The following is a 24,874-nucleotide window of genomic DNA, read 5'->3' as shown; positions in this document are numbered from 1 at the left end:
CCTTGACTCTTTGAGCCAACATCTTGGGGAGGACCCGCTCGTCGGGCCCTCCCCATAGCGCGTTACCCAGATAAGAAGGCGGCCTTGCCGCCACACATACCTATTGGCCACAACTAGGAGGTTTGCCGCTCACATGGCAAAGACACCCACGCTCAGGATCATCCCGCTGGGAGGCTTGGACGGCATCGGCAAGAACATGACGGCGTTTGAGTGCGACGGTGACATGGTGCTCATCGACGCCGGCCTCATGTTCCCCGACGACGACCAGCCCGGCATCGACCTGGTGCTGCCGGACTACACCTACGTTCTCGAGAACGAGGAGAAGCTCCGCGGCATCATCATCACCCATGGCCACGAGGACCACACGGGCGCACTTCCGTACCTGCTCATGGATCTCACGCACAAGGTGCCCATCTTCGCCAGCGACCTCACCCTCGGCTTCATCGAGGGCAAGCTCGCCGAGCACAACATCAAGCAGCCGAAGTTCCGTGAGGTGCATGACGGCTCCAACATCAACCTGGGCTGCTTCTCGGTGCACTTCATCAACATGACGCACTCCATCCCGGGGGCGTTCAGCATCTTCATGAAGACGCCCGCCGGCACCGTGTTCCACACCGGCGACTTCAAGCTCGACCAGACGCCCATCGACGGCGTGCGCCCCAACTACCAGTCCATCTGCAAGTTCGCACGCCAGGGCATCGACCTTCTGCTCATGGACTCCACCAACGCCACCAAGCCCGGCTACACGCCGAGCGAGGCCACGGTGGGACCGTCTTTGCGCCACATCATCAAGAACGCACCGGGCCGCGTCTTCGTCGCGAGCTTCTCGAGCCAGATTCACCGCCTGCAGCAGGTCTGCGACGCCGCCACGGCCGTAGGCCGCAAGGTGGTCGTGACCGGCCGCTCCATGGTCACCAATACCCGGATCGCACGCGAGCTCGGCTATCTCAAGATCGCCGAGGAGGACATCCTCGACGCCTACGAGCTCAAGGACATCCCCGACGAGAAGATTGTCGTGCTGTGCACCGGCTCCCAGGGCGAGCCGCTCTCGGCGCTCTCCCGCATGGCCAACGGCGAGCACCGCAGCCTCTCCATCCACGAGGGTGACACGGTGATCATCTCCGCCACGCCGGTCCCCGGCAACGAGAAGAGCGTCCAGGGCATCATCAACTCGCTCGCCAAGATAGGCTGCGAGATCTTCAGCAAGGACAACGCAACCGTGCATGTCTCCGGCCACGCCAGGCAGGAGGAGCTCAAGCTCATGCTCGGTCTGACCAACCCGCGCTACTTCATGCCGGTTCACGGCGAGGCCGTGCACCTGCGCGCCAACGCAAAGCTCGGCGAGGCCATGGGCATTCCCAGAAGCCATATCTTCATCGAGGACAACGGCGACTCCCTGCAGATGCGCGATGGCAAGGTCTCCCTGGGTCCGAGCTATGACTCCGGCATCATCTACGTCGACGGCCTGCGCATCGGCGACACCGACCCGGCCGTGCTTCGCGACCGCCAGAAGCTCTCCCAGGACGGCATCGTGACGTGCGTCGTCACCACGAGCAGCCGCTCGCACCGCGTGTCCGACGTCGATGTCTCGAGCTGCGGCGTCTCGTTCTCGAGCGACGACGAGCTGCTCGCCGGCATCGAGGACCTTGTGCGCACCACCATCGACAAGACCCGCCAGGGCAGTCCCTCGGTGGACGCGCAGCGCAAGGCCATCAGAAACGCGCTCTCCAACTTCCTGTGGAGCAAGACGCACACGCGCCCGATGATCATTCCGGTTGTCATGGAGGTCTAGCACCAGATGCCCGCAAAGCGCAGTTCAAACGCAAAAAGGGGAGGGTCGCGCGCAGCGACCGACACCCCGGGCATCGCCAACGACCTTCTCGGCATCGCCCTCGCCGTCATCGCCATCGCGATGGCGGCATCGCTGCTCATGCCGAGCAACGCCCCGCTTACCCATGCGATGGCCGAGGGCCTGAGGCTTGGGTTTGGCGAGGGCGCCCTGCTCGTGCCCATCGCTCTCGTCCTGTTTGCCGTGACGATGTTTCTCCCTACCGACAACGCGCTGGTGGGGCGCATCGCCTTGGGCATCGGGCTCGTGGTGCTCTCCGTGCTGTCAATGCTCTCGATCATGGTGCCCGGCGCCGAGGCCACCCCTGACCTCGTGCTCGAGCCCGGCGTGGTCGAGGCGTCCGGCGGCTACGTTGGCGCCGGCGTGGCATGGGTGCTGCTGTCCTACACCGGCCAGGTGGTTGGCGCCGTGGTGCTGGTGGGGCTTGCCCTCGCAGGCATCGTTGTGTGCGGCTTCTCGTTCTCCAACCTCGCCCTGCGCATCAAGGGCGGCATGGGCGCTGCGGCAGGTCGCATCGCCGCCGCGCGTGAGCTCAGCTCGGAGCGACGCAGCCAGCGCCGCCATGCAATCGAGAACGAGTGGGTAGGCGAAGAGCCCGAGACCACCGTCATGGACGAGCCCGCCACGACGCTCGTTGCCCCCGAGCCCGCCAAGACCAACTTCATCGGCACGCGCAAGTCGTCCGTCATCCGCAGGCGCTCGCAGGCGGCCTCCGGCGTCGACCACGAGACGGCGACGATGCCACTCGAGGGCCTGGGCTCCGCCGAGCCCCTGGCAACCCCCGGCTCCAAGCGCCACCCGAGGCTCAAGATCAAGGACGAGCGCCCCGCGGGCGACCTTCCAGAGGGCGCCGTCGGCGAACCCCATGCCAAGGGAGGGCTCGCCTCGCTCTTTGACCGTGTGGCCGAGGTGGCCGGGCCAAAGAAGAAGGATGCCGTCGTCGCGGACGAGCCGGAGGACGAGGTGCCGTTCGACGACTCCGTGCCGGTGGCAGGCCCCACGGCGCGTCGCGGCAACAGGGCCGTCACGGCCACCCCTGATGCGGCCGATGCGTCCGGCGCGTCGGCCGAGCCCGCCGTCCCCGAGTTCCTCCTGGCCTCCGCCCAGGCCTCAGGGTCTGGCAAGGGCCCTCGCTCCTCTGCGGGCGGCGAGAAGGCTCGTCCCGGCCGCGGATCGCGCGCCAAGCTTGCGCCTGCCCCCTCGGTGACGACGCGCCCGGGCGACGGCTCCGACGACTTCACGCTGCCACCCCTCTCGTTGCTCACGAGCAACCCGAACTCCGCGAGCTCTGCCTCCTCTGACTCCGAACTCGAGCGTACGGCCAGGAGGCTGCAGTCCACGCTCGAGGAGTTTGGCCTCACGAGCCGCGTCGCTGGCTGGACGGCCGGCCCGCTCGTCACCACCTTCAAGATCGAGATGGGCGAGGGCGAGCGCGTCAACAAGATCACGAACCTGCAGGATGACATCCAGCTGTCGCTCGCGTCCGAGTCGGTCCGCATTTTCGCGCCCATCCCGGGCACGTCGCTCGTGGGCATCGAGATTCCCAACAAGCAGCGCCAAAACGTCTGCCTCGGCGACGTTTTGCCTTATGCGAAGGGCGGACCGCTGGAGTTCGCCATCGGGCGAGACTCCGAGGGCGCCCCGGTCGTCGCCGACCTCGCGCGCATGCCCCACATGCTCGTTGCCGGCACGACAGGCTCGGGCAAGTCCGTACTCATCAACGCGATCATCATGTCGCTGATCATGAGGACGACGCCCGAGCAAGTCCGCCTCATCCTCGTGGACCCCAAGCGCGTCGAGTTCAGCTGCTATGCGGGGCTGCCTCACCTCTACGTGCCGGTGGTCACCGAGCCCAGGCAGGCGGCGAGCGCCCTGCAGTGGGCGGTCACGGAGATGGACCGGAGGCTCAAGGTCTTCGAGCGCGCGGGCGCCAGGGACGTCAAGGTCTACAACAAGATGGTGGAGGACGGAAAGTTCGACGACCAGGAGAACCCGCCCAAGCCCATGCCGTACCTCGTCATCGTCATCGACGAGCTATCCGACCTCATGATGGTTGCGGGCAAGGACGTCGAGGCCTCGATCGTGCGCATCGCCCAGCTGGCGCGCGCGGCCGGCATCCACCTCGTGCTTGCCACGCAGCGGCCCTCGGCAGACGTCGTCACGGGCCTCATCAAGTCCAACGTCGACACGCGTGTGGCGCTCAAGGTCTCGAGCTCCATCGACAGCCGCGTCATCCTCGACCAGACGGGCGCCGAGCGTCTCATGGGCAGGGGAGACATGCTCTTCCGCAAGGCGGGCGGCGTGCTCAGGCGCGTCCTGGGCGCCTACGCAAGCGACGCCGAGATCGAGTCCGTGGTGACCTTCATCAGAGATCAACGCGAGCCCGACTACCATGACGAGATTCTCTCCGCCGTGGTGCCGGGCCAGCCCGGCGCTGCCACCTCGAGCGATATGGCCGAGGACGACGACCCGCTCGTCTGGGAGGCAGCCCAGGTCGTTGTGGACTCTCAGCTAGGTTCCACCTCCGGCCTGCAGCGAAGGCTCAAGGTGGGGTACGCTAGGGCAGGAAGGATCATGGACATGCTCGAGCAGAAGGGCGTGGTTGGCCCTCCCGACGGGTCGAAGCCGCGCGAGGTACTGCTCGATTCCGACGGCCTTGAGGAGCTCAGGGCGGCAGACATGGCATACAGGGAGGTGTAGGCGCAGATGGCAAGGACGAGGTTCGCAAAGATTCTCTCGGATCGACGCAAGCAGCTGCGTCTTTCCATCCCGCAGGCAGCCAAGGTGCTGCGCATGCGCGAGACCGTGCTTGAGGCCTTCGAGGAGGGCGACTTCGACCACCTCCCCGCGCTTGGGTACGCCCAGGGCATGGTGGCGAGCTATGCGCGCTACCTCGGTCTCGACTCCCGCATGGTCACCGAGCTCTACGAGCGGGAGCACGAGGAGTACGTGAGCGAGGTCACCGGGCGCGACACCTTTGGTCTCGCGCGCCTCGCCGACGAACCCGCGAACAGGGGCCCTGCGTCGGCCGCCTCCGCCCCTCGTCCCTCCAGGGCACTCCCCGCCGCCCGCGGCGGCGGGGTGAACCTGCCCTCGGAAGGTTATGCCTCGCGCCCCAGCGGCGCGGCGGCTGCTATTCCCACATATGCCACGCCGTATCGCTCGGAGGGCCCCGTGCCCTACAGCGAGCAGGGTGGAAGCTATCGGCAGCGAGGTGAATCCGTGCGATCGAGCCGTGATGACGGGCGCCCCTATGGCGGGCGCCAGGGCGAGCGACGCTACACGACGCGCGTCCCAGAGAGCGACGAGGCCGCGCGCAGGCGCCAGGCCGCCTCTGCCAGGAGGGCGCGCTCCGCAGACGAGGGCTATGGCTCCCGTGGCCGCGTCGACCGCTACGGTCAGGGGCCCGACGACGTCACGACGAGGCGCGTAAGCTCCGGGCAGTACCGCGATGACATGCGCTATGACGATGGCGTGCGCCCCTACCGGCCCTCCTCGACGAGGGCGGGCCGCCAGGGTGGACGCGGGGCCCAGCCGCCCGAGCGCCCGAACGTGAGGCGCCGCCAGGCACCGCCTGCCGAGCGCGACCCGCGGGCACGCTCCCGACGCCGTGAGCCCCAGCGCTCAGGCATCGCAGGTGTGGCCCAGTCGCTGAGCTCCAATCCTCGCAACGTCATGATCTTGATTGGCGTGCTGCTTGCGGTCGTCCTCGTGCTGATTCTCGTGCTCTCGATTCGCTCCTGTGCCTCGAATGCCGGCGAGAAGAATGCCGTTCCAGTCGTCACGGCGAGCACGGCCACGACCCCTGCCGCCACGACCGCCTCGGCAGCAGAGCAACGGGCGCTTTCAGACGCGGCCGCCCGCGCCGCCGCTTCGAGCGCGGCGGCCGCGAGCCAGGAGACTGTCGTGAAGGTCTCCGTTGCAGACGGAGCGACCTCGTGGGTCGAGATCACCTCGGACGGGCAGCAGGAGGTTGCCGAGAGCGTGACCGGTGCATGGGAGCAGGAGTACACCGTAAAGAAGTCGATCAGCATCTCGGCGGCGGATGCGAGCGTCGTCACGGTTGAGAAGAACGGCCAGCGCGTGCAGCTCTCCAAGACCTCGGGCGGCCTCGCGAGCGTGACGATCGAGGGGACGGACCCCTCGGCCAGCACGGCCTCAACCGATGAGGCCACGGCCTCTGGCGACAGCGACTCGGCCAACAGCTCGAGCTCCAATTCGAAGGGCTCCTCCAGCTCCAAGAGTTCCTCCAGCTCCAAGAGCTCCGACTCGTCTGGCTCGTCTGGGAGTTCCTCCAAATCGAACTCCGGCTCCTCGAGCTCCTCGTCAGGTTCCAAGAGCTCGAGCTCCAAGAGCTCCAACTAGCCGCTCGAACGACACAGGGAATTCGGTCGCGCCGCCCAGACGATGCCGCCTGGGCGGCGCGACCGCTGACTAACGAAGGGAACGAGCATGGCCAAGGACTCAAGCTTCGACGTCGTGTCCACCGTGGACATGCAGGAGGTCGACAACGCCTACCAGCAGACCGCCCGCGAGCTCACGCAGCGCTACGACCTCAAGGGCTCCGGCGCCACGATCGAGCTCTCCAAGGGCGACGGCACCATCACCGTCAACGCACCCGCAGACTTTGTGGCCAAGCAAGTCATCGACGTGCTCAACGGCAGGCTCGTCAAGCGCAAGGTCGACCTCAAGAGCGTGAGCTGGGACGCGCCCCAGGCTGCCTCCGGCGGCTCGGTCCGCGTCATTGGTCACATCGTCCAAGGCATCGACAAGGAGTGCGCCAAGAAGATCTCCAAGGACATCCGGGACCTCAAACTAAAGGTCAAGGCGTCCGTCGACGATGACAAGCTGCGCGTCACCTCGGCCTCCAAGGACGCGCTCCAGCAGGTCATCTCATTCCTGCGCGACCAGGACTACGGCATTCCCCTGCAGTTCACGAACTATCGTTAGGCCGGCCTGCCACGCAGCCATAATCCGGACCTGCGACCACAGGTGCGCGAGCCCATCACCTCACCCCACAGAAAGGCACCACCAACCCATGTCCCAGGTTTCAGCAGACATGACCCCCTCGGTCCTCTTCGTCACCCTTGGCTGCGCCAAGAACGAGGTTGACACAGACCGCATGAGGAGCCTGCTCCTTCGAGCTGGCTATCAGGAGGCAACCGAGGTCGAGGACGCGAGTGCCGTCCTCGTCAACACCTGCTCGTTCCTCGCGAGCGCAACCTCGGAGAGCATCGAGCGCACCCTCGAGCTCGCCGAGGCCGCACGGGAGGGCGTGCGCGAGCTGCCGATCGTGATGTGCGGCTGCGTGCCCTCACGCTACGGCTTCGACCTTCCGGACGAGCTTCCCGAGGTCGCCTCCTTCGTCCGCACCGACGAGGAGGACGGCATCGTGGGCGTACTCGACGGCGTCCTCGGGCGCACGTCGGTCGTTCCCAGTGCGGACGGTGCGGCCGCTGGTCCGCTTGCCGCCCCGCTGCGCACGGTTCAGGGCGCCAGCGCCTACGTCAAGATCTCGGACGGCTGCGACCGATTCTGCTCGTTCTGCGCGATCCCCTACATTCGCGGCCGCTATGCGTCTCGCCCGTACCGTGAGATCGAGCGCGAGGTCAAGGCCCTGGCAGAGCAAGGTGTTCGCGAGTTCGTCCTCATCGGCCAGGACACGGGAATCTGGGGCGAGGACCTGGGCGCGCAAGACACCCTCGCGAGCCTCCTCGTGCGCCTTGCGGAGGTTGTGCGTCCCTATCGCGCCTGGCTCCGCGTGCTGTACCTTCAGCCCGAGGGCATGACCGACGAGCTCGTCTCCGCCATTCGCGACACGCCGGAGGTGCTGCCTTACATCGACATCCCCATCCAGCACTGCGACGCCAAGGTCCTGAGTGACATGAACCGCTCGGGGTCCGCCGAAGAGTTCTCCGAGCTCTTCGCACGGCTTCGTCGCGAGATTCCCGGCATGGTGCTGCGCACCACGGGTCTCGTGGGATTCCCGGGCGAGACGGATGAGCAGTTCGAGGACCTGCTGCAGTTCGTGGCCGGCGAAGGGTTTGACTACACGAGCGTTTTCACCTACTCGCCCGAGGAAGGCACCCGTGGCGCCGAGATGGGCAACCAGGTCCCAGACGACGTGAAGCTCGAGCGCACCCAGCGCCTCATGGACACGGCCGAGCAGCTTGGCTTCGACGCCACTGCAAGCCACGTGGGTGAGGTCGTTGACGTTATCATCGACGGCGTCGACACCGACGGCGATGCGCCCGAGCTCATCGGGCACACCTGGTTCCAGGCGCCCGACTGCGACGGCGCCGTGCACATTGCCGAGGGCGAGGCGTCCGTGGGCGACGTGGTCCGCGTTCGACTGACGGAGGCATTCTGCTACGAGCTCGAGGGCGAGCTCGTGGGCGGCAGCGCCGACTCGGGGGAGGCGGCCTAATGGCCGAGGGCAAACGAGCGGGTCATGGCATCTGGACGCCCGCGAATATCGTTACCTCTATTCGCGTCGTCTTCGTCCCGGCGTGGCTTCTCGCCGCGTGGGTGGCGGGCATCCCCTCGCACGAGGGCACGGGGGTGTCCTGGCCGCACCTGGTCGTCGCCCTCCTGTTCATCTTGTTGTCGCTGACCGACAAGCTGGATGGCTACCTTGCCCGTAGCAGGGGAGAGGTCACCACCTTTGGAAAGTTCCTCGACCCTATTGCCGACAAGCTCGTCGTCGTCTGTTCGATGCTCGTGCTCATGGACTGGGACTACCTCAACTTCTGGCCTCTCGTGATCGTCGTGTCCAGGGAGTTCCTCGTGAGCGGCCTGCGCCTCGTCGTTGCCGCCGAGGGAACGGTAGTGGCCGCGAGCAATCTCGGCAAGTGGAAGACTGCAACGACGATGACCTCCATCTCCGGCTACTTTCTGCACTCCTGCCTTGGCGGGGGTGCGCTCGCAGGCGGCCTCTACTGGCTCTCGTTCGCGCTTATGGCGGCAGCCATCGTTCTTACGGCCTGGTCTGGCTTTGACTACTTCTGGAAGTCCAGGGACGCGCTCTTTGCGGATGAGGAGTATGAGGGCGGCTCGTCTGCCAAAGGCGGCGCCGAGGCCGCCCCGTCATGGGGCGACTGCGTGGCCCTCGCGGCCGAGGTGCTGGACGAGGCTCGCTCACGCGGCCTGACGGTCGGCACGGCAGAAAGCTGCACGGGCGGCCTCGTCGAGGGGTCCCTCACTGCCGTCCCCGGCTCGTCCGACGTGGTAAAGGGGGCCATCGGGAGCTACGCGTGCTCCGTCAAGCACGCGGTGCTCGGCGTGAGCGACGAGATCCTCGACACCGTGGGGCCCGTCTCGCCGGAGTGCGCCGCGGCAATGGCCGAGGGTGCGCGCGCCGCACTTGGGTGCGACCTCTCCGTGAGCGTCACGGGCATCGCCGGCCCAGGAGGAGCCGAGCCTGGCAAGCCGGTTGGCCTCGTCTGGTTTGGGGTCTCAAGTGGCGCCGGGACGAGGACCGAAAGCGTCGTGTTCCCAGGCGACCGTTCCGAGGTTAGGCTGAGGGCCGTGCGTCACGCGCTTCAGCTCCTGAGGGACTAGTCGCCCGCATGGCTGCTCTTGGCTGCTCTTGGCTGCGGGGGCAACCTATACAACCACCGTACCCGCTGTCAATTTGGACGCCATGTGTTTGATGTCTGTCAGACGCGTGGCGTCCTTTCTTGTTGAAAACCCTCCTGCGGCGCTTCTTCTGCCGTCCGCCGATGCGTCCAATGTTCAAAACTGCCAACAACGCGCTATCTAGCTGCGGTGTCAAACCTGCGTCAGGTTTTTGTTTGAGACGCTTCCACGCCAAGGGGCTAACCTGTGCGTAAGGGTTTGACTGCGAACAGCCGTTCGCGTATGATGCTTGCGGAAACAAAGAAGGGAACACGAATGGCCAAGTCTTCTGGACCTGCGCGCGAGGTCCACGCGCCCACCACGGGCGCAGAGCGCGACGAGATGATCGAGACCACCACCAAGGAGATCATCAAGAAGTTCGGCAAGGGCTCAATCATGCGCTACGGTGAGGAAGGCCCTCAGATGCAGGTCGAGGCCATTCCAACCGGTTCCATCGCGCTCGACAACGCCCTTGGCATCGGGGGCGTGCCCAGGGGCCGCATTGTCGAGATCTACGGTCCCGAGTCTTCCGGCAAGACCACCCTGTCGCTTGAGATCCTCGCCGAGGCGCAGGCCATGGGTGGCGTCGTGGCATTCATCGACGCGGAGCACGCGCTCGACCCCGGGTATGCCGCCCGCATCGGCGTGGACATCGACGACGTGCTCATCTCTCAGCCCGATACGGGCGAACAGGCACTCGAGATCTGCGACATGCTCGTGCGCTCGGGCGCCATCGACGTCGTCGTCGTGGACTCCGTCGCCGCCCTTGTGCCACGCGCCGAGATCGAGGGCGAGATTGGCGACACCACCGTTGGACTGCAGGCGCGCCTGATGAGCCAGGCCCTTCGAAAGCTCGCCGGCTCGCTCTCGAAGTCGAACACCACGTGCATCTTCATCAACCAGCTTCGTGAGAAGATCGGCATCATGTTCGGCAATCCCGAGACGACGCCGGGTGGCCGCGCGCTCAAGTTCTTCTCGTCCGTGCGCATGGACATTCGCCGTATCGACTCAATCAAGCAAAGCAACGAGATCATCGGCAACCGCGTGCGCGTCAAGGTTGTCAAGAACAAGGTCGCGCCTCCCTTTAAGACCGCTGAGTTCGACATCATGTACGGCACGGGCATCTCGAAGGAGGGCTCGGTCCTCGACATGGCCGTCGAGCAGGACATCGTAAACAAGGCGGGGGCCTGGTACACCTACCAGGAGGAGCGCCTCGGCCAGGGCAGGGAGGCAGCCAAGGAGTTCCTGCGTCAAAACCCAGACCTTCTTGACGAGATTGACCACAAGGTTCGCCTTGCCGTTGGGCTCGTAAAGCCTGAGGACGAAGATGGCGAGGTTTCCCCGCTCGATGACGATGCTGAGTAGCACGAGAAGGCGGGCACCAAAGACGCTGTGGGAGCATGCCTGCGCAGGAGGCTTCTCATGGAGCGTCAAGCTACCTGAACGCGGCGCGGCACTCGGGGCGCGAAAGCCCATGGCGCAGGTTCTTGTGGGGGATGGCGAATCCATTGCCATCCCCGTCGCGGTCGCACGGGCGCTCAACGCCTCCGATTCCCCCGAGCCAGAGAGTCGTGCCGAGCTTTTCTATCGAATTCGAGAGGCAGCCGATGTGTGCGCATGGGCCAGGCTCGTCGACCTTGCCTCGAGACGCGAGCATTCCTGCGCAGAGGTTCTGGGCAGGCTCCGCGACGCAGGCTACACGCCTGAGTGCGCGGAGCGCGCAGTCGAGAGGGGCAGGGACAAGCGCATCCTTAATGACATGCGCTTCGCAGATAGCTTCGCGAGGTCCAAAGCGGCGTGTGGGTGGGGGCCGCTTCGCATCGAACGAGAGCTTCGCAACCGTGGCGTAGAGCCGAGTGAGATGCCAGGCTGGCCTGACGAGTACCTGGGCGAGGAGCCGGCCCAAGAGCGTGCCCTGGAGCTCCTGCGAAGGAAGCGAATGCCGGAGAAGAACGCCTACGCAAAATTCGTCAGGTTTCTGGCGTCGCGGGGCTATTCGCTCGCGGTGGCGAAAGACGCCGCCCGGGCCCGCATCGACGAGGGCCAAAGGGACTGACTCGCACGACCCGCATGCGCGCTCGCTGCCATATTCGCGCCGCTAGCGCCGGCGTGATTGACGGTTGCTTGCCTTCAACTTACTATGAATAGGCCGTTTGGGTATCTCTCGTCAGTCATGCGGGGCATGACCGACGTACTTTTTTGTCCGTTGCAGTCGCGATTGTATTGTTTTCGCATAGACGCCGGGAGCCACTCGGATGGTGGGTTCTGTCCACATGGGCAGTCTCCTTAACCAGTTGACCAGCCAGTGTTCCTAGGAGTCGTAATGGATGTCGTAATCGCTGTCATCGTGGCGGTCGCCGCCCTCGCCATCGGCGCGGGCATAGCGTCAGCGGTGACCAACAGCAAGAACTCTGCAAGGGTCCAGGAGGCAAACAGGCAGGTGACCGATGCCCAGGCTCGCGCCGAGCAGGTCACCACTGACGCGCACCGAAAGGCGTCTCAGCTTACCGAGAATGCCCAGCGCCAGGCAGAGAACACCAAGAAGGAGGCCGTGCTCGCCGCGAAGGAGGAGATCCTCAAGCTTCGCCAGGCCTCAGAGGCCGATGAGAAGCAGCGCAAGAGCGAGCTGAGGTCCCTCGAGTCTCGCATTATGCAGCGCGAGGAGTCGCTCGACCGCCGCAATGACGCGCTCGACCGCCGTGAGCACCAGCTCTCCAGCCAGGCCGGCCAGCTCGACCGTCGTGAGAGCGACCTCGAGCAGCTCTATCGCCAGCAGACGAGTGAGCTCGAGCGAATCAGTGCGCTCTCCACGGACGAGGCCCACAAGGAGCTGCTCGACCGCGTCCGCAAGGACACCATCCGCGAGGAGGCCCAGATCCTGCGCGAGAGCGAGCAGCGCACCCGCGCCCAGGCAGACAAGACGGCCCGTGAGATCGTGACCACGGCCATCCAGCGCTGCGCCGCAGACCAGGCCGGCGAGGTCACTGTGACCACCGTTCACATCCCCTCCGACGACCTCAAGGGCCGCATCATAGGCCGCGAGGGTCGCAACATACGTACCTTCGAACAGGTCTCGGGCGTCTCCCTCGTCATCGATGACACCCCCGAGACCGTCCTGCTCTCCAGCTTCGAGCCCGTTCGCCGCGAGACCGCGCGCGTGGCCCTCGAGAACCTCATTGCCGACGGCCGCATTCACCCCGCCCGCATCGAGGAGATGTACAAGAAGGCCGAGACGCTCGTGCAGCAGCGCGTGCAGGAGGCTGGCGAGCAGGCCGCCTTTGACACGGGCATCCACGACCTTCACCCCGAGATCATCAAGACGCTCGGCGCCCTGCGTTACCGCACCTCGTTTGGCCAGAACGTCCTGCAGCACTCCAAGCAGGTAGCCGAGCTCTGCGCGATCATGGCGTCCGAGCTTGGCATCGACCCCACGCCCGCTAAGCGCGCCGGCCTTCTCCACGACATTGGCAAGGCCATCGACCACGAGGTCGAGGGCCCGCATGCCGTCATCGGAGCCGACCTCGCCCGTCGCTATGGCGAGCGTCCCGAGATCGTCCACGCCATTGAGGCCCACCACGCAGACATCGAGCCCAACACCATCCTCGACCAGCTCGTGATGGCAGCAGACGCCATCTCTGCCGCTCGCCCGGGCGCTCGCCGCGAGAGCGCCGAGACCTACATCAAGCGCCTCCAGAAGCTCGAGGAGATCTCCAACGCCCACGAGGGCGTCGAGCGCACGTATGCCATGCAGGCCGGTCGCGAGCTTCACGTCATGGTCCAGCCTGAGAAGATCTCCGATGCTGAGGCCACGGTGCTTGCGCACGACATCGCCAAGCAGATCGAGGACGAGATGCAATACCCCGGTCAGGTTCGCGTCGTCGTGATCCGCGAGTCGCGCGCCGTTGGCGTGGCGAAGTAGCTCCATGGCGAAGCCTCGCAGCGCCGGATCGACGAGTGGGGGCGTCATGCCCTCGCTCGTCGACTTCGTGGCATCCGTATCGGGCGACACCGCGGTTCGCGTCGAGGAGAGCTACGGAGACGGGTTCGTACGGCTTCGAGTCGGTGAGGCCGAGCGGCGTCAGGCGAAGCACGATATCCGTTGTGCGGAGGACGTCGTCATCGAGATGCTGCGCAACTCGCGCGACGCCAACTCTCGAACGATCATCGTAGCCACGACGCGAGAGGGAGACGCCCGCTCCATAGTCATGGTTGACGACGGCTCGGGCGTGCCCGCCTCTATGCGCGACCGTATCTTTGACGCTCGCGTCACCTCAAAGCTCGACTCAGTGCACATGGACCGCTGGGGCGTGCACGGCAGGGGCATGGCCCTCTTCTCCATCAAGGAGAACGCGAAGTCCGCAAAAGTGATGGCGTCAAACCCAGGGCTCGGCTCCTCGATTCGCATCGACGTCGACGCCAAGGCCCTCGGCGAGCGAAAGGACCAGTCCACCTGGCCAACCGTCGGAAAGGGCGACGAGGGTGAGCAGGTACTCCGGGGGCCGCACAACATAGTGAGGACCTGCTGCGAGTTTGCGCTCGAGGAGCGGGCTGACTGCGCAGTCTACCTCGGGTCCCCCGCAGAGGCGCTGGCTACCATGAGGGCCCTCGCGCAGGTAGCGCCGGACGGGTCGAGCCTGCTTTTCGTGGACGACCCTGAAACTGTTCCTGTGATCAGGCGGCCCGCAATAGCCGGAGACGCCCAGGAGCTCGTCTCCATCGCGTCCTCGCTTGGCCTAGACATCTCCGAGCGAACGGCACATAGGATTTTGGCAAGGCAGATCAAGCCGCTCCGCCCCATCACCTCCAAGCTTCAGCACCACTCGGGCTTGCCCGGGCCCAAGGAGGTCGACCTCATGCGCGACCGGCGCGGCCTCAGGGTCTCAAGTGACGACGCAAGCGAGTTCTCACGGGTCATGGAGCGAGATTTCGAGTTCCTTGCCGAGCGCTATTACCTCGCACTTGCCTCGGAACCTCGCGTCCACGTCTCCAAAGATCGGATAACCGTCACGTTTGACCTCGAAAAAGGCGACTAAAGCTAGGAACGAGCACGCACAAACTGTAGAATCGAAAAAATAATTACCGCAGCATCAGATGCAGCCCAATACAGCAGGAGCTATTAGTACATGAATTACCTGAAGGTCTCGAGCAAGTCTTCGCCGGCATCCGTCGCCGGCGCCATTGCCGGCATGGTCAAGGACGGCGCCCCCGTGAACATGCAGGCCGTTGGCGCAGGCGCCGTCAACCAGGCCATCAAGGCCATTGCCATTGCGCGAGGCTTCCTCATTCCGGTCGGTCTCGACATCTCGTGTGCCCCGACGTTCTCCGACATCGCCATCGATGGGCAGAGCCGCACGGCCATTCGCATTGCCGTCTACGTCCACAGGCTCAACCCGTCCGACGCCTCGGCCCAGGTTGTCGTCCCGACGCCGGCGGTGTCCTAGTGCTGGCACATCCGGCCCTCGAGGGGCTGACATACCACGTAAAGACCTTTGGATGCCAGATGAACCTTCACGACTCCGAGCGCGTCTCTGGCGTGCTCGGTGCTTGCGGGTGCGTCGAGGTGGGCACTCCGGAGGAGGCAGACATCGTCGTTTACATGACGTGCTGCGTCCGCGAGAAGGCCGACACCCATCTGTATGGGCAGGTCTCTGCCATGGTGAGTGCCCCCAAGCCACCAAGCGGGCGGAGAATTGTGGCGGTTGGGGGCTGCATCGCCCAGCGAGACGGCGGTGACATCCGGGAGCACATGCCGAACGTGGATGTGGTCTTTGGCACTCGGGCCGTTGGCAGCCTCCCCGAGCTTATCGAAGACGCCCTGAGGGGCAATGGGACCCTTGCAACCGACACGAGCGAGGATGACCCTCGCTTCTCCACCGATTTGCCGAGCCGCCGTGAGGCAAGCTGGCACGCCTGGGTGCCCATCATGACGGGCTGCAACAACTTCTGCAGCTACTGCATCGTGCCCTATGTGCGTGGTCGCGAGCGCGACCGTCGCTTCGAGGACATCGTGTCTGAGGTCGAGCGCCTCAAGGCCGATGGTGTCCGTGAGGTCTGCCTGCTAGGCCAGAACGTTAATTCGTTCGGTCGCCAGCGCTACGGCGCGCCTCGATTCGCCGAGCTGCTCCGCGCCGTGGGGGAGACGGGCATCGAGCGCATCCGCTTCACGAGCTCGCATCCCAAGGACCTCTCCGACGAGACCATCGCCGCCATGGCCGAGACCGATGCGGTGATGCCGCAGCTGCACCTTGCCGTTCAGAGCGGGTCTACCAAGGTGCTCAAGGCTATGAACCGCCATTACACGCGCGAGGACTTCATCTCCCTTGCGGGGAGGATCAAGGACGCCAACCCGGGCATCGCCCTCTCCACGGACATCATCGTGGGCTTTCCGGGGGAGACTGAGGAGGACTTCGAGCAGACGCTCTCCCTCGTTCGCGAGGTGGGCTTCGCTTCCGCGTTCACGTTCATCTACTCCAAACGACCCGGCACTCCGGCGGCAAAGATTGACGACCCAACGCCGCGCGAGGTCATCCAGGGCCGCTTTGACCGCTTGGCAGAGCTCGTGGCAGACCTCGCGTACGAGGCCAACCAGAGCGAGCTTGGGGCTACGGTCGAGGCGCTCGTCGAGGGTCCGTCAAAGCGCAACCCGAACGTCCTCGTTGGCCACAGCCCCAAGAACAAGACCGTGCTCTTCGATGTGCCCGACGGCCGTGAGGCGTCCGAACTCGTGGGAAAGCTCGTGGATGTGCGTGCAGACGAGGCCAAGACCTGGTACCTGCGTGGGCCCATGGTCGGCGAGCCCCGATAATGAACGAATCTCGCAATGATGGTCGGGCCCCCGGCGCAGGCAATGCCGTGAGGGGGCCCGTCGTCTGCATCTGCGGGCCAACCGCCTCTGGCAAGAGCGCGCTCGCCGACGCCGTCGCCCTCGAGATTGGCTCGGACGTCATCTCCGTCGATGCTATGCAGGTCTATAGGGGCATGGACATCGGAACGGCCAAGACTCCGGAAAGCGAGCGAATCGTTCCCTTGAGAATGGTCGATGTCGCCGAGCCTTCCGAGGACTATTCGGTAGCCCTGTTCCAGCATGACGCCCGGGCTCTTGTGGACGAGCGCCTTGATGGGGGTATCACGCCCGTTCTCTGCGGCGGGACTGGGCTTTACCTGGACGCCGTCATTGACGAGATGGACTTCCCATCAGGCGAGACTGGGGGGACCGCTCGCTCCGCATACGAGTCCCTCGCAGCGGACAAGGGGGTCGAGGCGCTTTGGGAACTGCTGCGCACGCGAGACCCAGACAGCGCGGAGGAGATCCATCCGAACAACGTCCGCAGGGTTGTCAGGGCGCTCGAGCTGCTAGACGAGGGCACGAGCTACGCAGCACAGCACAAGGGGCTCAAGACGCGAAAGCCCCACTACCGAGCACTCATGTGGGCCATCAAGCGAGATCGCGCTCGGCTCTATGAGCGCATCGACCGGAGAGTCGACCTCATGGTTGATACAGGCCTCGTCGAAGAGGTGCAGGGCCTGCGGGAGCGAGGCCTCCTGGCGTCTCATACGGCCTCCCAGGCCATTGGCTACAAGGAGATTGTGGAGGCCTTGGATGGTCAGACCACCCTCGAGGAGGCAGTAGAGCTCATTAAGCGACGCTCCCGACGCTACGCGAAGCGTCAGCTTTCGTGGCTCCGGAGGGACGGCCGCGTTCGGTGGCTCGACATCGAGGCGCTCGGCCTGGACGGGGCCCGTGATATGGTCGTGGGCGAGATGCGCACCCAGGCCGAATTGACGGAATCCTAAATCGGCCGGGCGCATGCCTGGCTCTGTGTAGTGGGAAGCAGGGCGTTATGGCAAGGTTCAAGCACATCGAGACGGCACCGGTTCCCGAGCGAGCGCTCATTGTTGGCGTTGACACTGGTCGAAGCGACTGGCCCATGGACGAGTCTCTGGACGAGCTTGAGCGGCTCGTCGAGACGGCCGACGGTGTCGTGGTCGCCCGCGAGACCCAGAAGCTCGACGCACCAATCCCAAAGACATACGTGGGCTCCGGCAAGGCAGAGGAGCTTGCCGGCATCGTCCGACGCATGGATATCGACGTTGTGGTCTTCGACGAGGAGCTCAGTCCCTCGCAGCAGTCCAACCTCGAGCGCATTTTTGGCGAACCGGTCAAGGTCATCGACCGCACGGCCCTCATCCTCGACATTTTTGGCAGACACGCGAGCACCCGCGAAGGGCGTCTTCAGGTTCAGCTCGCTCAGCTCCAATACGTCTTGCCCAGGCTCAGGGGCATGTGGAGCCACCTTATGGGCGAGCAGACACGCGGAGGCATCGGCAGCAGGTTCGGACAGGGTGAGAGCCAGCTTGAGGTGGACCGTCGCCTCGTGCGCGACCGCATCGCCGCCCTCAGAAAGGAACTCGCTCGACTCGAGACCCGGCGAGCAACCCAGAGCAAGGCGCGATGGGACTCTGGCATCTACCGGGTGGCGCTTGCCGGATACACGAACGCGGGCAAATCGACCCTCTTAAACGCGCTTACTGATTCAGGGGTCTACGCAAAGGACGAGCTCTTTGCAACACTCGACCCCACCACGAGGTCAATCGACCTGGCCGAGGGACGAAAGATCACCCTTACCGATACCGTAGGCTTCATCCAGAAGCTACCTACCACCCTGGTCGAGAGCTTCAAGTCTACGCTCGCCGAGGTGCGCGTGGCAGACCTCGTCCTCGAAGTAGTTGATGCCAATGACGTGAATTGGGAGAAGAAGGCCCAGACCGTCGAGGACATCCTCACGCAAATCGAGGCCGGATCCATCCGACGAGTCATGGTGTTCAACAAGTGTGACCTCATGGCAGAGGAGGACATCCAGAGCCTTCGCTCGCAAAATCCAGACGCAGTCTTTGTTTCGGCACAAGAGGGAAAGGGCCTCACCGCGCTTCTTCACCGCATCGCGCGAGAGGCGAGTGCCGGCGACGTTACGCTTACGGCCCTTGTGCCCTACGAGAAGGGCCTCCTTATCAAGATGGTCCACGAGCGCTGCCAGGTCATTCGCGAGCAGTACGTAGAAGAAGGGCTGCTTGTCACCTGCAAGGCCGCAGAGCGCATGGCCAAGACGCTCGAGCCCTACCGACAGAACGACTAAGCATCTCTAAACCGAGCGTCACTTGCGTCTTCCCCTCGTTCTCGCCCTACCGACAGGGCGCCTAAGCATCCCTAAACCTGGTAGGAGCCCAGGGCGCCAAAATGCTTAGGACTATACGGCAGAGCATGCGTTAAGGCTCAAAGGGCGTGCGGGTTGATGGCCGGATGGTCACCAGCGAGCGTCAGAAGCTTATATCAGCAGGGTGATTGCGAGAAGGATGGGCTGGTGCAGGACATAGACGGGCAGGGCATGTCTGCCAACCCATTCAATTGGACGGCAGGAGAGCCTCCGCAACCATCTGGGAGTTCCGATTGACCTGAATAAGCGCCCCAGAGACACGCCGGAAAGATAGAGCAGCGAAAAGGGAAGGGGAGGGTAGTAGTCCCCCGAGCTGAAATGAGGCCCAGGAAATCCCAGCCAGCTCAAGAACCCAGAATCGTAGGGAACGCGAGTAAGCCTCAAAAAGGGGCCTCCGAACGGCGCAAATCCAATAGTCCCCGAGGGCACGCCCAAGCAGAGAACAAAGAGCATGGCGAACACGAGGGCACCGAGGGCCAGCCCTCGGGGTCCTCTCGGAAAGGCCCCGACGCTATCGAGTGCCCAGGCGCACAGTGTGCTCGCCCCCATGCAATAGATGATTCCAAAGCTAATGGGTGTGTCGACAGCAGCGATGGTGGTCACCGCGAAGATCACGAGAGCAAGGACAAGGTATCGGACGCCCCTTCGCAGATTGCTTCGCGAATAACTGCACATAACGCCAGCAACGATGAGGAACGTCCACGATATGCTTGCGCGCCAGACATCCTGAAAGGGTGGTCTGAACCAGGGAATCGAAGCGCCCTTGAGCGTGGCGAGGTCATAGCAGAAGTGAAAGCCAACCATCGAGATGACGGCAAGACCCCGAATGACGTCATAGCCATGGACTCGCGAGGACACTCGCAACGAAGCTTGGCTGCCGCTGGCCCCGGAATCCCGTACCCGCCCTGTCACCGCTCGATTCCGAATCATGCCGTCTAGAGGGACCGGAACAAACCGGTCACACGTCCCAGAATCGTCGGATTGTGGACATAGATGGGCGCCATGGAGTCATTCTCGGGCTGCAGACGAATCCTGTCCGCCTCACGATAGAACGTCTTGACCGTCGCGGAGTCCTCAATGAGCGCGACGACAATCTCGCCGTTATGCGCGTCATGCTGTTCCTTCACGACGATATAGTCGCCATCGAGGATGCCCGCATTGATCATTGACTCACCGCGAACCTTCAAGACGAAGGAGCTCGCATCCCCCACGATGCTGGTGGGCAGGGTCATGACCTCTTCGACATTTTGCTCGGCAAGGATTGGGCCCCCCGCCGCAACACGGCCCACCAACGGCAGGGTGATCGTGTTGCCGTCAAGATCTTGCTCCACCTTCGCAAGTTCACTCTGGGACGGCTGCTCCCACCCGGGACCACATATCTCGATGGTACGGGGCTTGTTTGGGTCCCTGCGTATATAGCCGGCGTCCTCAAGTTTATGCAGGTGCGAGTGCACCGTAGAGGGTGATGAGAGGCCAATCGCCCCACCAATCTCCCTTACCGAAGGGGGATAGCCATGCGCTTTCGTGAATGAGCAGATGAAGTCATACGCCTGCTGCTGACGCTTTGAGATTCCCGAACGTGCCATGGCTCCTCCTTAGTTTCTTGAAAGTATCATACACCCGTTCGTACTGTAGTTTCAAACAAATGTTCTCATTTCCCTTGACACGAACAACCGTACGTAGATACTACAAGTAGCACAAGTGTTCGTAACCTATTTATTGTCCGCAAGCGCCGTTATACCTTGGCTATCAGATGACGAGCAGAGGAAACACCATGACGTATCAAGTTTGCCCAGGGTATGATGTCGATGGCACGTCGGCGCTGAAGATTTCCGCGCGCGCTCACCTTCGCGTCATCGAGGGCGGAGCTCAGCATAGTAAGAAGATGTCGAACGCGAGAGTTTCTGAGCTGGCGCCTCGACAGGTCAGCAGACCAGAAGCGGCAACGGCTATCGTTTCCATTCTCTTCTGTCTTGTACTTGTCTTCGCAGCCTGGGGCTTCTCGCATGTCGAAGCGGCGCAGGCCTATGCCGCCGCAACGTCAGACGTTCAAGAGCAGCTCATGACAGTAGCCGCTGGCGACACCCTGCTCGGGATTTCCGGGAATCACCCCATAGACAACCTCGACGCGCGGCAGACCGCTCACTGGATTTCGGAGCGCAACGGCCTCGACACGTCTATGCTCACTCCGGGCCAGCAGCTCGTGGTTCCAAGATAGGTACGGCGAATTGCCACATTACGACCACCATATCCAAGACCTTGGGTACGAGAACTCAATACGCCCCTCATATGGTATCTTAATTACCATACGTGCGTAGAGGGGAGACCATGCGCTGTCCAAAGTGTGGCTGCGAAGAATCCAAGGTAGTCGACTCGCGTCCTGCAGAGAACAACGATTCAATTCGTCGACGTCGTGAATGCGTCTCTTGTGGCTTCCGATTCACAACCTACGAGCGTCGTGAGGAGCTGCCGCTCGTTGTTCGAAAGCACGACGGCTCCAAGGAGCCGTTTGATAGGCAAAAGCTCATGCGCGGCCTCGTCAGGGCCACGGTCAAGCGCGATGTCCCCATCGATGCCCTCAATGCGCTTATAGCCGACATTGAATCCGAACTCAGGGATCACGGGAAAACCGAGGTCACGTCGAGCGAGCTGGGCGAAATGGTTCTTCACAGGCTTCTTTCCATCGACAAGGTTGCCTATGTACGGTTTGCGTCCGTTTACCGTGACTTCAAAGACATAGACGAGTTCTCAGACGAGCTGAGGAGACTATCCAGTGAATAGCGACGCCATCTCACTGCCCATCAAACGCCTAGACCCAACCGTCGAGCTGCCCAGCTATGCTTACTCAGGTGACGCGGGCCTAGACCTGAGAGCCAATGAGGATGTTACGCTTCGGCCATTGGAGCGCCGGCTCGTATCCACGGGCCTTGCGATTGCCATTCCGGAGGGCTACGCGGGGTTCGTGCAGCCTCGAAGCGGCCTCGCTCTGCGCGAGGGCCTTTCCATGGCCAACACGCCAGGGCTTATTGATGCCCACTACCGTGGCGAGCTCAAGGTTTGCGCAATCAACCTCGATTCCAACAAGGAGATTCATATCGAGCGGGGCGAACGCATTGCGCAACTGGTCATTCAGAAGATTCCCGTCGTCAGGCTGGTGGAAGTAGACGAGCTTGAAGAGACAGACCGTGGAGCCGGTGGATTTGGATCCAGCGGCGTCCAGTAGCACCTGGCACAAAAGGGACCCATGGGTCCCTTTTGCTGTATTTGGCGGCGAATCGAATGGCATCGGATTCGGATTCATCTCCTACGTAGTCTTTGCCCTTGTGACGGGCAAGGCCGAGAAGCTTCGCCCGCTTATGTGGGTCGCAACGATAGCGCACCTCGTGTGCTTCCCGCTTGCCTATAGGCTTTGAGACCAGCGGTTATTGGGTAAGCTCAAAAGACGATGTTCAAGGGCGGGCTCAGGGCATCCTGGCCCGCCCTTCATACGCGACGAATATATGCGTTCGGCTGAAGGCATCGCATTCATCTCGACACGCTCGAGCGCGGAACACTCAGAAAGGATTCGACCATGAGCGAAACCACCCACGACCTGCTCATCATTGGCGGCGGCCCCGCAGGCCTCTCCGCCGCCATCTACGCAACAAGGGCCGGCCTTGACTCCTTGACCATAGAGCAGGGAGCTTTTGGCGGTCAGATCACGACGACCGACGAGGTGGACAACTACCCTGGCATCGAGGGCGTCAATGGCGGCGAACTCGGGACCAGGCTGCAGGAGCATGCCGAGCACCTTGGCGCTGCCTTTGCCTACGATACCATCGAGGACGTGACGCGAAACGAGGATGGGACCTTTACCGCATCGGGCTACGATGGCACCTATACCGCAAAGACCCTCATCTACGCTGCGGGAGCCACGCCACGTAAAGCCGGCTTTGCGGGGGAGGACGAGTTTCGCGGCAGGGGAGTCTCATACTGCGCGACCTGCGACGGCATGTTCTACACCGGCAAGCGCATCTTCGTCATTGGCGGAGGTAACTCAGCATGCGAGGAGGCCGTCTTCCTGTCGAGATTTGCCTCTGAGGTAACGCTCATCGTGCGCAAGGACCACCTGCGAGCCGTCAACTCGGTCGTGAAGCAGGTCGAGACGAACGAGAAGATTGAGGTTAGGTACCTAACTACACTTACAGGTGTTTCCGGGGAAACTCTGCCAACCACCCTGACATTCAGGGATAACGGAACCGGTGACACCCACGAGGAGACCTATGAGCCAGGCTCCTTCGGCATCTTTGTATCAGTTGGCCATGAGCCCCAGACCAAGCTTGTCGAAGGCCTTGTGGACCTCGCGAACGATAGGTCAATCGTCACGAAGGATGACATGAGCACCAAGACCCCAGGTCTCTTCGTGGCGGGAGACGTGCGGAAAAAGCCCTTGCGCCAGGTCATCACGGCAGCAGCCGACGGCGCCGTTGCCGCAACAAGCGCGGCCCTCTATCTAGGCGAGCTCGTTATCTAACTGAGCTGTCTCGTCAGCAAGGACAACACACGCACTCGTCAGGAATGTCGTTGACGCGCCCATCGGCCAATTCAAGGCAAATGCCGTAAGCGCTCGCGAATACACCACAGAGATCACGGAAGCCGGTCCCTCGTCATTGTATTCGCGAGCGCATCTCGTCTCTATTCGAGAATAGATATCGCGAGCACATCTCGTCTCGTTCCGAGAAGATCTCGAAATCAGATTCGCGCTCCATCCGAATAAGGCTCAAGCGCCTTATTTGATGAGGCAAACAAACCAACTTCGATTGGAAGGACCCTTAACCCAAGCCTCGTCTCAAATGCTCCTTCGCAAGCACCCCGCGCCCACAATCTCATCGAACATCTGGTCAAGTTTTCAAATGTTACGTTGTCTTCGACTCCCCTGCGGCATTTCATTCCATTTCGGATAATATATCTTATGTAAAGTAATGGTTTTTTAGGCAATCGCCTTGCCAATCAGCCTGCCATAGCACCCGCGCTTTTCCGATTCCGTTCGGAGTCGTCATGGGTCCTACCCTTTTCACTGGCGCTTCGGGCCAAGTAGACAAAGCCGCTAAAGAACAGCTCAAGAAGATGGGCCGGTTCGACGTGTTGCTTATCCTGAGCTGGATCGAGAGGAACAAAGAGGGCTGCGTCGACCCCCACGCGTTCGGCAAGGGTCTCACGGCGAGCCGCACTGGAGGATGGCGTTACCGAGTTGGGTCGTGCCGCGTGCTCGCCGTAATCGAGGATGATCGCCTCGTCATCGAGGTGTTCAAGGTGGGTCACACGAGCACGGTCTGCAACTAATCTAGAATTAAATAACAAGAAGAAGAGGCGGGCAATTGCCTGACTCTTCCCATATCGCCAGTTTGAACACGGCGCGGACCATCCAGACGAAAAAGTCCAACGTGACCTTCAGCGCCGCTATGAGTCAAGATCCACTATTTACCGTAGTCCAACCGAGAAAGGTTGAAAGAATGAACGACGAGGAGCTCGGCCTGCCAAGGCCGGAGAAATACGAGGGCGAGCAATTCACCGTCGAAGACTACAAGACGGAAGAATACGCAGAGGCGCGGACACTCGAGGAGGCCATCGCCATCCGGGGTGTCAAGGCTTTCCTCAGGGATGTGACCCCGGATGATTTTCTGGACGACGCCCCACTGGGCGTAGAGAAGATTGGAATTGCGGACCTTTGGTCTGACTCTACTTGGAAGGAAGGCGAAACCGAGCGCGACGTGGACCTCGAGAGGTCGGCAGCCTCCCTCAAGGAGGGCGACCTGCTCGAGGTGCGTCCGTGCTCGAAAGACATCAGCGAATGGGGCTACAGATACCACCTGGCCGATGGATCAACGGTGCCCTACACGCCCTACCACGATTACGATGACCAGCTTTTCCAGGGTGCTCTCGAGAACCTGCGCAGCGACGAATGGCTTGCTTGCCGTGTTAGAGAGCTATCCTGCTTCGGAGAAGATGGCATCGACGACGACCCTGGCATCTGCTGGCGAGTTTACTCATGCAAGGTCACGGTGTATCGCGGCGGTTCACCGAAGGCATAAGCCCCGGATCAGCGCCGCGACATCCCGAAGAGGTCATCGCTGTAGTTCCTCTCACGCTCGCGCAGGGCCTGGACATCGGCCGCTCCCCTATTCCCAGTGCCGCCGCGTGCCGTCGCGTTATAATC

The 24,874-nt window shown here is 62.9% G+C and carries 22 protein-coding genes; 20 read left to right on the top strand and 2 right to left on the bottom strand.

Annotation, left to right across the window (positions count from 1 at the left end):
• Positions 1 to 133 precede the first annotated feature (133 nt).
• The 14 genes from EFAMC2_RS00230 to hflX all read left to right on the top strand — a co-directional run bounded on the left by EFAMC2_RS00230 (position 134) and on the right by hflX (position 18,600).
• Positions 134 to 1,792 carry a ribonuclease J gene (locus EFAMC2_RS00230; protein WP_154025818.1) on the top strand — a complete coding sequence of 553 codons (1,659 nt, stop codon included), beginning with the start codon at positions 134 to 136 and terminating at the stop codon, positions 1,790 to 1,792.
• Between the two features lie 6 nt (positions 1,793 to 1,798).
• Entirely contained in the window at positions 1,799 to 4,549 is a 2,751-nt protein-coding gene (locus EFAMC2_RS00225; protein WP_261979940.1) for an FtsK/SpoIIIE family DNA translocase, read from the top strand.
• Between the two features lie 6 nt (positions 4,550 to 4,555).
• Complete coding sequence (locus EFAMC2_RS00220; protein WP_154025816.1) at positions 4,556 to 6,214, top strand: RodZ domain-containing protein; 1,659 nt, start codon at positions 4,556 to 4,558, stop codon at positions 6,212 to 6,214.
• A gap of 87 nt (positions 6,215 to 6,301) precedes the next feature.
• The gene (locus EFAMC2_RS00215) at positions 6,302 to 6,799 is read left to right on the top strand and encodes a YajQ family cyclic di-GMP-binding protein (RefSeq protein WP_154025814.1); all 498 of its coding nucleotides are present in this window, start codon (positions 6,302 to 6,304) and stop codon (positions 6,797 to 6,799) included.
• A gap of 88 nt (positions 6,800 to 6,887) precedes the next feature.
• A complete protein-coding gene (rimO, locus tag EFAMC2_RS00210; RefSeq protein ID WP_154025811.1) occupies positions 6,888 to 8,276 on the top strand; it encodes a 30S ribosomal protein S12 methylthiotransferase RimO in 1,389 nt (462 codons plus the stop codon).
• The gene (gene pgsA / locus EFAMC2_RS10425; protein ID WP_154025809.1) at positions 8,276 to 9,409 is read left to right on the top strand and encodes a CDP-diacylglycerol--glycerol-3-phosphate 3-phosphatidyltransferase; all 1,134 of its coding nucleotides are present in this window, start codon (positions 8,276 to 8,278) and stop codon (positions 9,407 to 9,409) included. Before rimO ends, pgsA begins: the two co-directional genes overlap by 1 nt.
• 333 nt (positions 9,410 to 9,742) lie before the next feature.
• A complete protein-coding gene (recA, locus tag EFAMC2_RS00200) occupies positions 9,743 to 10,831 on the top strand; it encodes a recombinase RecA (RefSeq protein WP_154025807.1) in 1,089 nt (362 codons plus the stop codon).
• 109 nt (positions 10,832 to 10,940) lie between these two features.
• Complete coding sequence (locus EFAMC2_RS00195) at positions 10,941 to 11,522, top strand: regulatory protein RecX (protein ID WP_261979939.1); 582 nt, start codon at positions 10,941 to 10,943, stop codon at positions 11,520 to 11,522.
• A gap of 267 nt (positions 11,523 to 11,789) precedes the next feature.
• A complete protein-coding gene (gene rny, locus EFAMC2_RS00190; RefSeq protein WP_154025803.1) occupies positions 11,790 to 13,385 on the top strand; it encodes a ribonuclease Y in 1,596 nt (531 codons plus the stop codon).
• Between the two features lie 4 nt (positions 13,386 to 13,389).
• Entirely contained in the window at positions 13,390 to 14,499 is a 1,110-nt protein-coding gene (locus EFAMC2_RS00185; protein ID WP_261979937.1) for an ATP-binding protein, read from the top strand.
• Between the two features lie 90 nt (positions 14,500 to 14,589).
• On the top strand, positions 14,590 to 14,907 hold the full coding sequence (locus tag EFAMC2_RS00180; protein ID WP_154025801.1) for a stage V sporulation protein S: 318 nt from the start codon (positions 14,590 to 14,592) through the stop codon (positions 14,905 to 14,907).
• On the top strand, positions 14,907 to 16,271 hold the full coding sequence (gene miaB, locus EFAMC2_RS00175) for a tRNA (N6-isopentenyl adenosine(37)-C2)-methylthiotransferase MiaB (RefSeq protein WP_154025799.1): 1,365 nt from the start codon (positions 14,907 to 14,909) through the stop codon (positions 16,269 to 16,271). The genes EFAMC2_RS00180 and miaB overlap by 1 nt, the downstream gene beginning before the upstream one ends.
• A gap of 47 nt (positions 16,272 to 16,318) precedes the next feature.
• A complete protein-coding gene (miaA, locus tag EFAMC2_RS00170) occupies positions 16,319 to 17,260 on the top strand; it encodes a tRNA (adenosine(37)-N6)-dimethylallyltransferase MiaA (RefSeq protein ID WP_154025797.1) in 942 nt (313 codons plus the stop codon).
• Between the two features lie 47 nt (positions 17,261 to 17,307).
• Complete coding sequence (hflX, locus tag EFAMC2_RS00165; protein WP_154025795.1) at positions 17,308 to 18,600, top strand: GTPase HflX; 1,293 nt, start codon at positions 17,308 to 17,310, stop codon at positions 18,598 to 18,600.
• 189 nt (positions 18,601 to 18,789) lie between these two features.
• Here the strand turns inward: hflX and EFAMC2_RS00160 are convergent, their stop codons facing one another.
• Entirely contained in the window at positions 18,790 to 19,608 is an 819-nt protein-coding gene (locus EFAMC2_RS00160) for a heparan-alpha-glucosaminide N-acetyltransferase (protein ID WP_154025793.1), read from the bottom strand.
• Between the two features lie 5 nt (positions 19,609 to 19,613).
• Positions 19,614 to 20,264, bottom strand: coding sequence for a transcriptional repressor LexA (gene lexA / locus EFAMC2_RS00155; protein WP_154025791.1), 651 nt, complete (start codon positions 20,262 to 20,264; stop codon positions 19,614 to 19,616).
• A gap of 188 nt (positions 20,265 to 20,452) precedes the next feature.
• Between lexA and EFAMC2_RS00150 the strand changes: the two genes are divergently transcribed.
• The 6 genes from EFAMC2_RS00150 to EFAMC2_RS00125 all read left to right on the top strand — a co-directional run bounded on the left by EFAMC2_RS00150 (position 20,453) and on the right by EFAMC2_RS00125 (position 24,749).
• Entirely contained in the window at positions 20,453 to 20,896 is a 444-nt protein-coding gene (locus tag EFAMC2_RS00150) for a LysM peptidoglycan-binding domain-containing protein (protein WP_187325051.1), read from the top strand.
• Positions 20,897 to 21,006: 110 nt separating this feature from the next.
• Complete coding sequence (nrdR, locus tag EFAMC2_RS00145) at positions 21,007 to 21,459, top strand: transcriptional regulator NrdR (RefSeq protein ID WP_154025787.1); 453 nt, start codon at positions 21,007 to 21,009, stop codon at positions 21,457 to 21,459.
• Positions 21,452 to 21,901, top strand: a complete 450-nt coding sequence (dut, locus tag EFAMC2_RS00140) for a dUTP diphosphatase (RefSeq protein ID WP_154025785.1) — start codon at positions 21,452 to 21,454, stop codon at positions 21,899 to 21,901. The genes nrdR and dut overlap by 8 nt, the downstream gene beginning before the upstream one ends.
• Positions 21,902 to 22,249: 348 nt before the next feature.
• Positions 22,250 to 23,191, top strand: a complete 942-nt coding sequence (locus EFAMC2_RS00135) for an NAD(P)/FAD-dependent oxidoreductase (RefSeq protein ID WP_154025781.1) — start codon at positions 22,250 to 22,252, stop codon at positions 23,189 to 23,191.
• Positions 23,192 to 23,715: 524 nt separating this feature from the next.
• Positions 23,716 to 24,000, top strand: coding sequence for a type II toxin-antitoxin system RelE family toxin (locus EFAMC2_RS00130; protein ID WP_154025779.1), 285 nt, complete (start codon positions 23,716 to 23,718; stop codon positions 23,998 to 24,000).
• Between the two features lie 170 nt (positions 24,001 to 24,170).
• Entirely contained in the window at positions 24,171 to 24,749 is a 579-nt protein-coding gene (locus EFAMC2_RS00125; RefSeq protein ID WP_187325050.1) for a hypothetical protein, read from the top strand.
• The last annotated feature ends 125 nt before the right edge of the window (positions 24,750 to 24,874 follow it).

It is taken from the genome of Olsenella uli, assembly GCF_901212655.1.
Lineage (GTDB): Bacteria > Actinomycetota > Coriobacteriia > Coriobacteriales > Atopobiaceae > Parolsenella > Parolsenella uli_A.
Note: the sequence above shows the minus strand (reverse complement) of the source record. Positions and strands in the feature narration are given on the sequence as shown.

Bases quoted from the DNA above. Each gene is read 5' to 3' on its own strand.
- EFAMC2_RS00230 (WP_154025818.1), top strand. From the start codon at position 134: ATGGCAAAGACACCCACGCTCAGGATCATCCCGCTGGGAGGCTTGGAC.
- EFAMC2_RS00225 (WP_261979940.1), top strand. From the start codon at position 1,799: ATGCCCGCAAAGCGCAGTTCAAACGCAAAAAGGGGAGGGTCGCGCGCA.
- EFAMC2_RS00220 (WP_154025816.1), top strand. From the start codon at position 4,556: ATGGCAAGGACGAGGTTCGCAAAGATTCTCTCGGATCGACGCAAGCAG.
- EFAMC2_RS00215 (WP_154025814.1), top strand. From the start codon at position 6,302: ATGGCCAAGGACTCAAGCTTCGACGTCGTGTCCACCGTGGACATGCAG.
- rimO (WP_154025811.1), top strand. From the start codon at position 6,888: ATGTCCCAGGTTTCAGCAGACATGACCCCCTCGGTCCTCTTCGTCACC.
- pgsA (WP_154025809.1), top strand. From the start codon at position 8,276: ATGGCCGAGGGCAAACGAGCGGGTCATGGCATCTGGACGCCCGCGAAT.
- recA (WP_154025807.1), top strand. From the start codon at position 9,743: ATGGCCAAGTCTTCTGGACCTGCGCGCGAGGTCCACGCGCCCACCACG.
- EFAMC2_RS00195 (WP_261979939.1), top strand. From the start codon at position 10,941: ATGGCGCAGGTTCTTGTGGGGGATGGCGAATCCATTGCCATCCCCGTC.
- rny (WP_154025803.1), top strand. From the start codon at position 11,790: ATGGATGTCGTAATCGCTGTCATCGTGGCGGTCGCCGCCCTCGCCATC.
- EFAMC2_RS00185 (WP_261979937.1), top strand. From the start codon at position 13,390: ATGGCGAAGCCTCGCAGCGCCGGATCGACGAGTGGGGGCGTCATGCCC.
- EFAMC2_RS00180 (WP_154025801.1), top strand. From the start codon at position 14,590: ATGAATTACCTGAAGGTCTCGAGCAAGTCTTCGCCGGCATCCGTCGCC.
- hflX (WP_154025795.1), top strand. From the start codon at position 17,308: ATGGCAAGGTTCAAGCACATCGAGACGGCACCGGTTCCCGAGCGAGCG.
- EFAMC2_RS00160 (WP_154025793.1), bottom strand. From the start codon at position 19,608: ATGATTCGGAATCGAGCGGTGACAGGGCGGGTACGGGATTCCGGGGCC.
- lexA (WP_154025791.1), bottom strand. From the start codon at position 20,264: ATGGCACGTTCGGGAATCTCAAAGCGTCAGCAGCAGGCGTATGACTTC.
- EFAMC2_RS00150 (WP_187325051.1), top strand. From the start codon at position 20,453: ATGACGTATCAAGTTTGCCCAGGGTATGATGTCGATGGCACGTCGGCG.
- nrdR (WP_154025787.1), top strand. From the start codon at position 21,007: ATGCGCTGTCCAAAGTGTGGCTGCGAAGAATCCAAGGTAGTCGACTCG.
- EFAMC2_RS00135 (WP_154025781.1), top strand. From the start codon at position 22,250: ATGAGCGAAACCACCCACGACCTGCTCATCATTGGCGGCGGCCCCGCA.
- EFAMC2_RS00130 (WP_154025779.1), top strand. From the start codon at position 23,716: ATGGGTCCTACCCTTTTCACTGGCGCTTCGGGCCAAGTAGACAAAGCC.
- EFAMC2_RS00125 (WP_187325050.1), top strand. From the start codon at position 24,171: ATGAACGACGAGGAGCTCGGCCTGCCAAGGCCGGAGAAATACGAGGGC.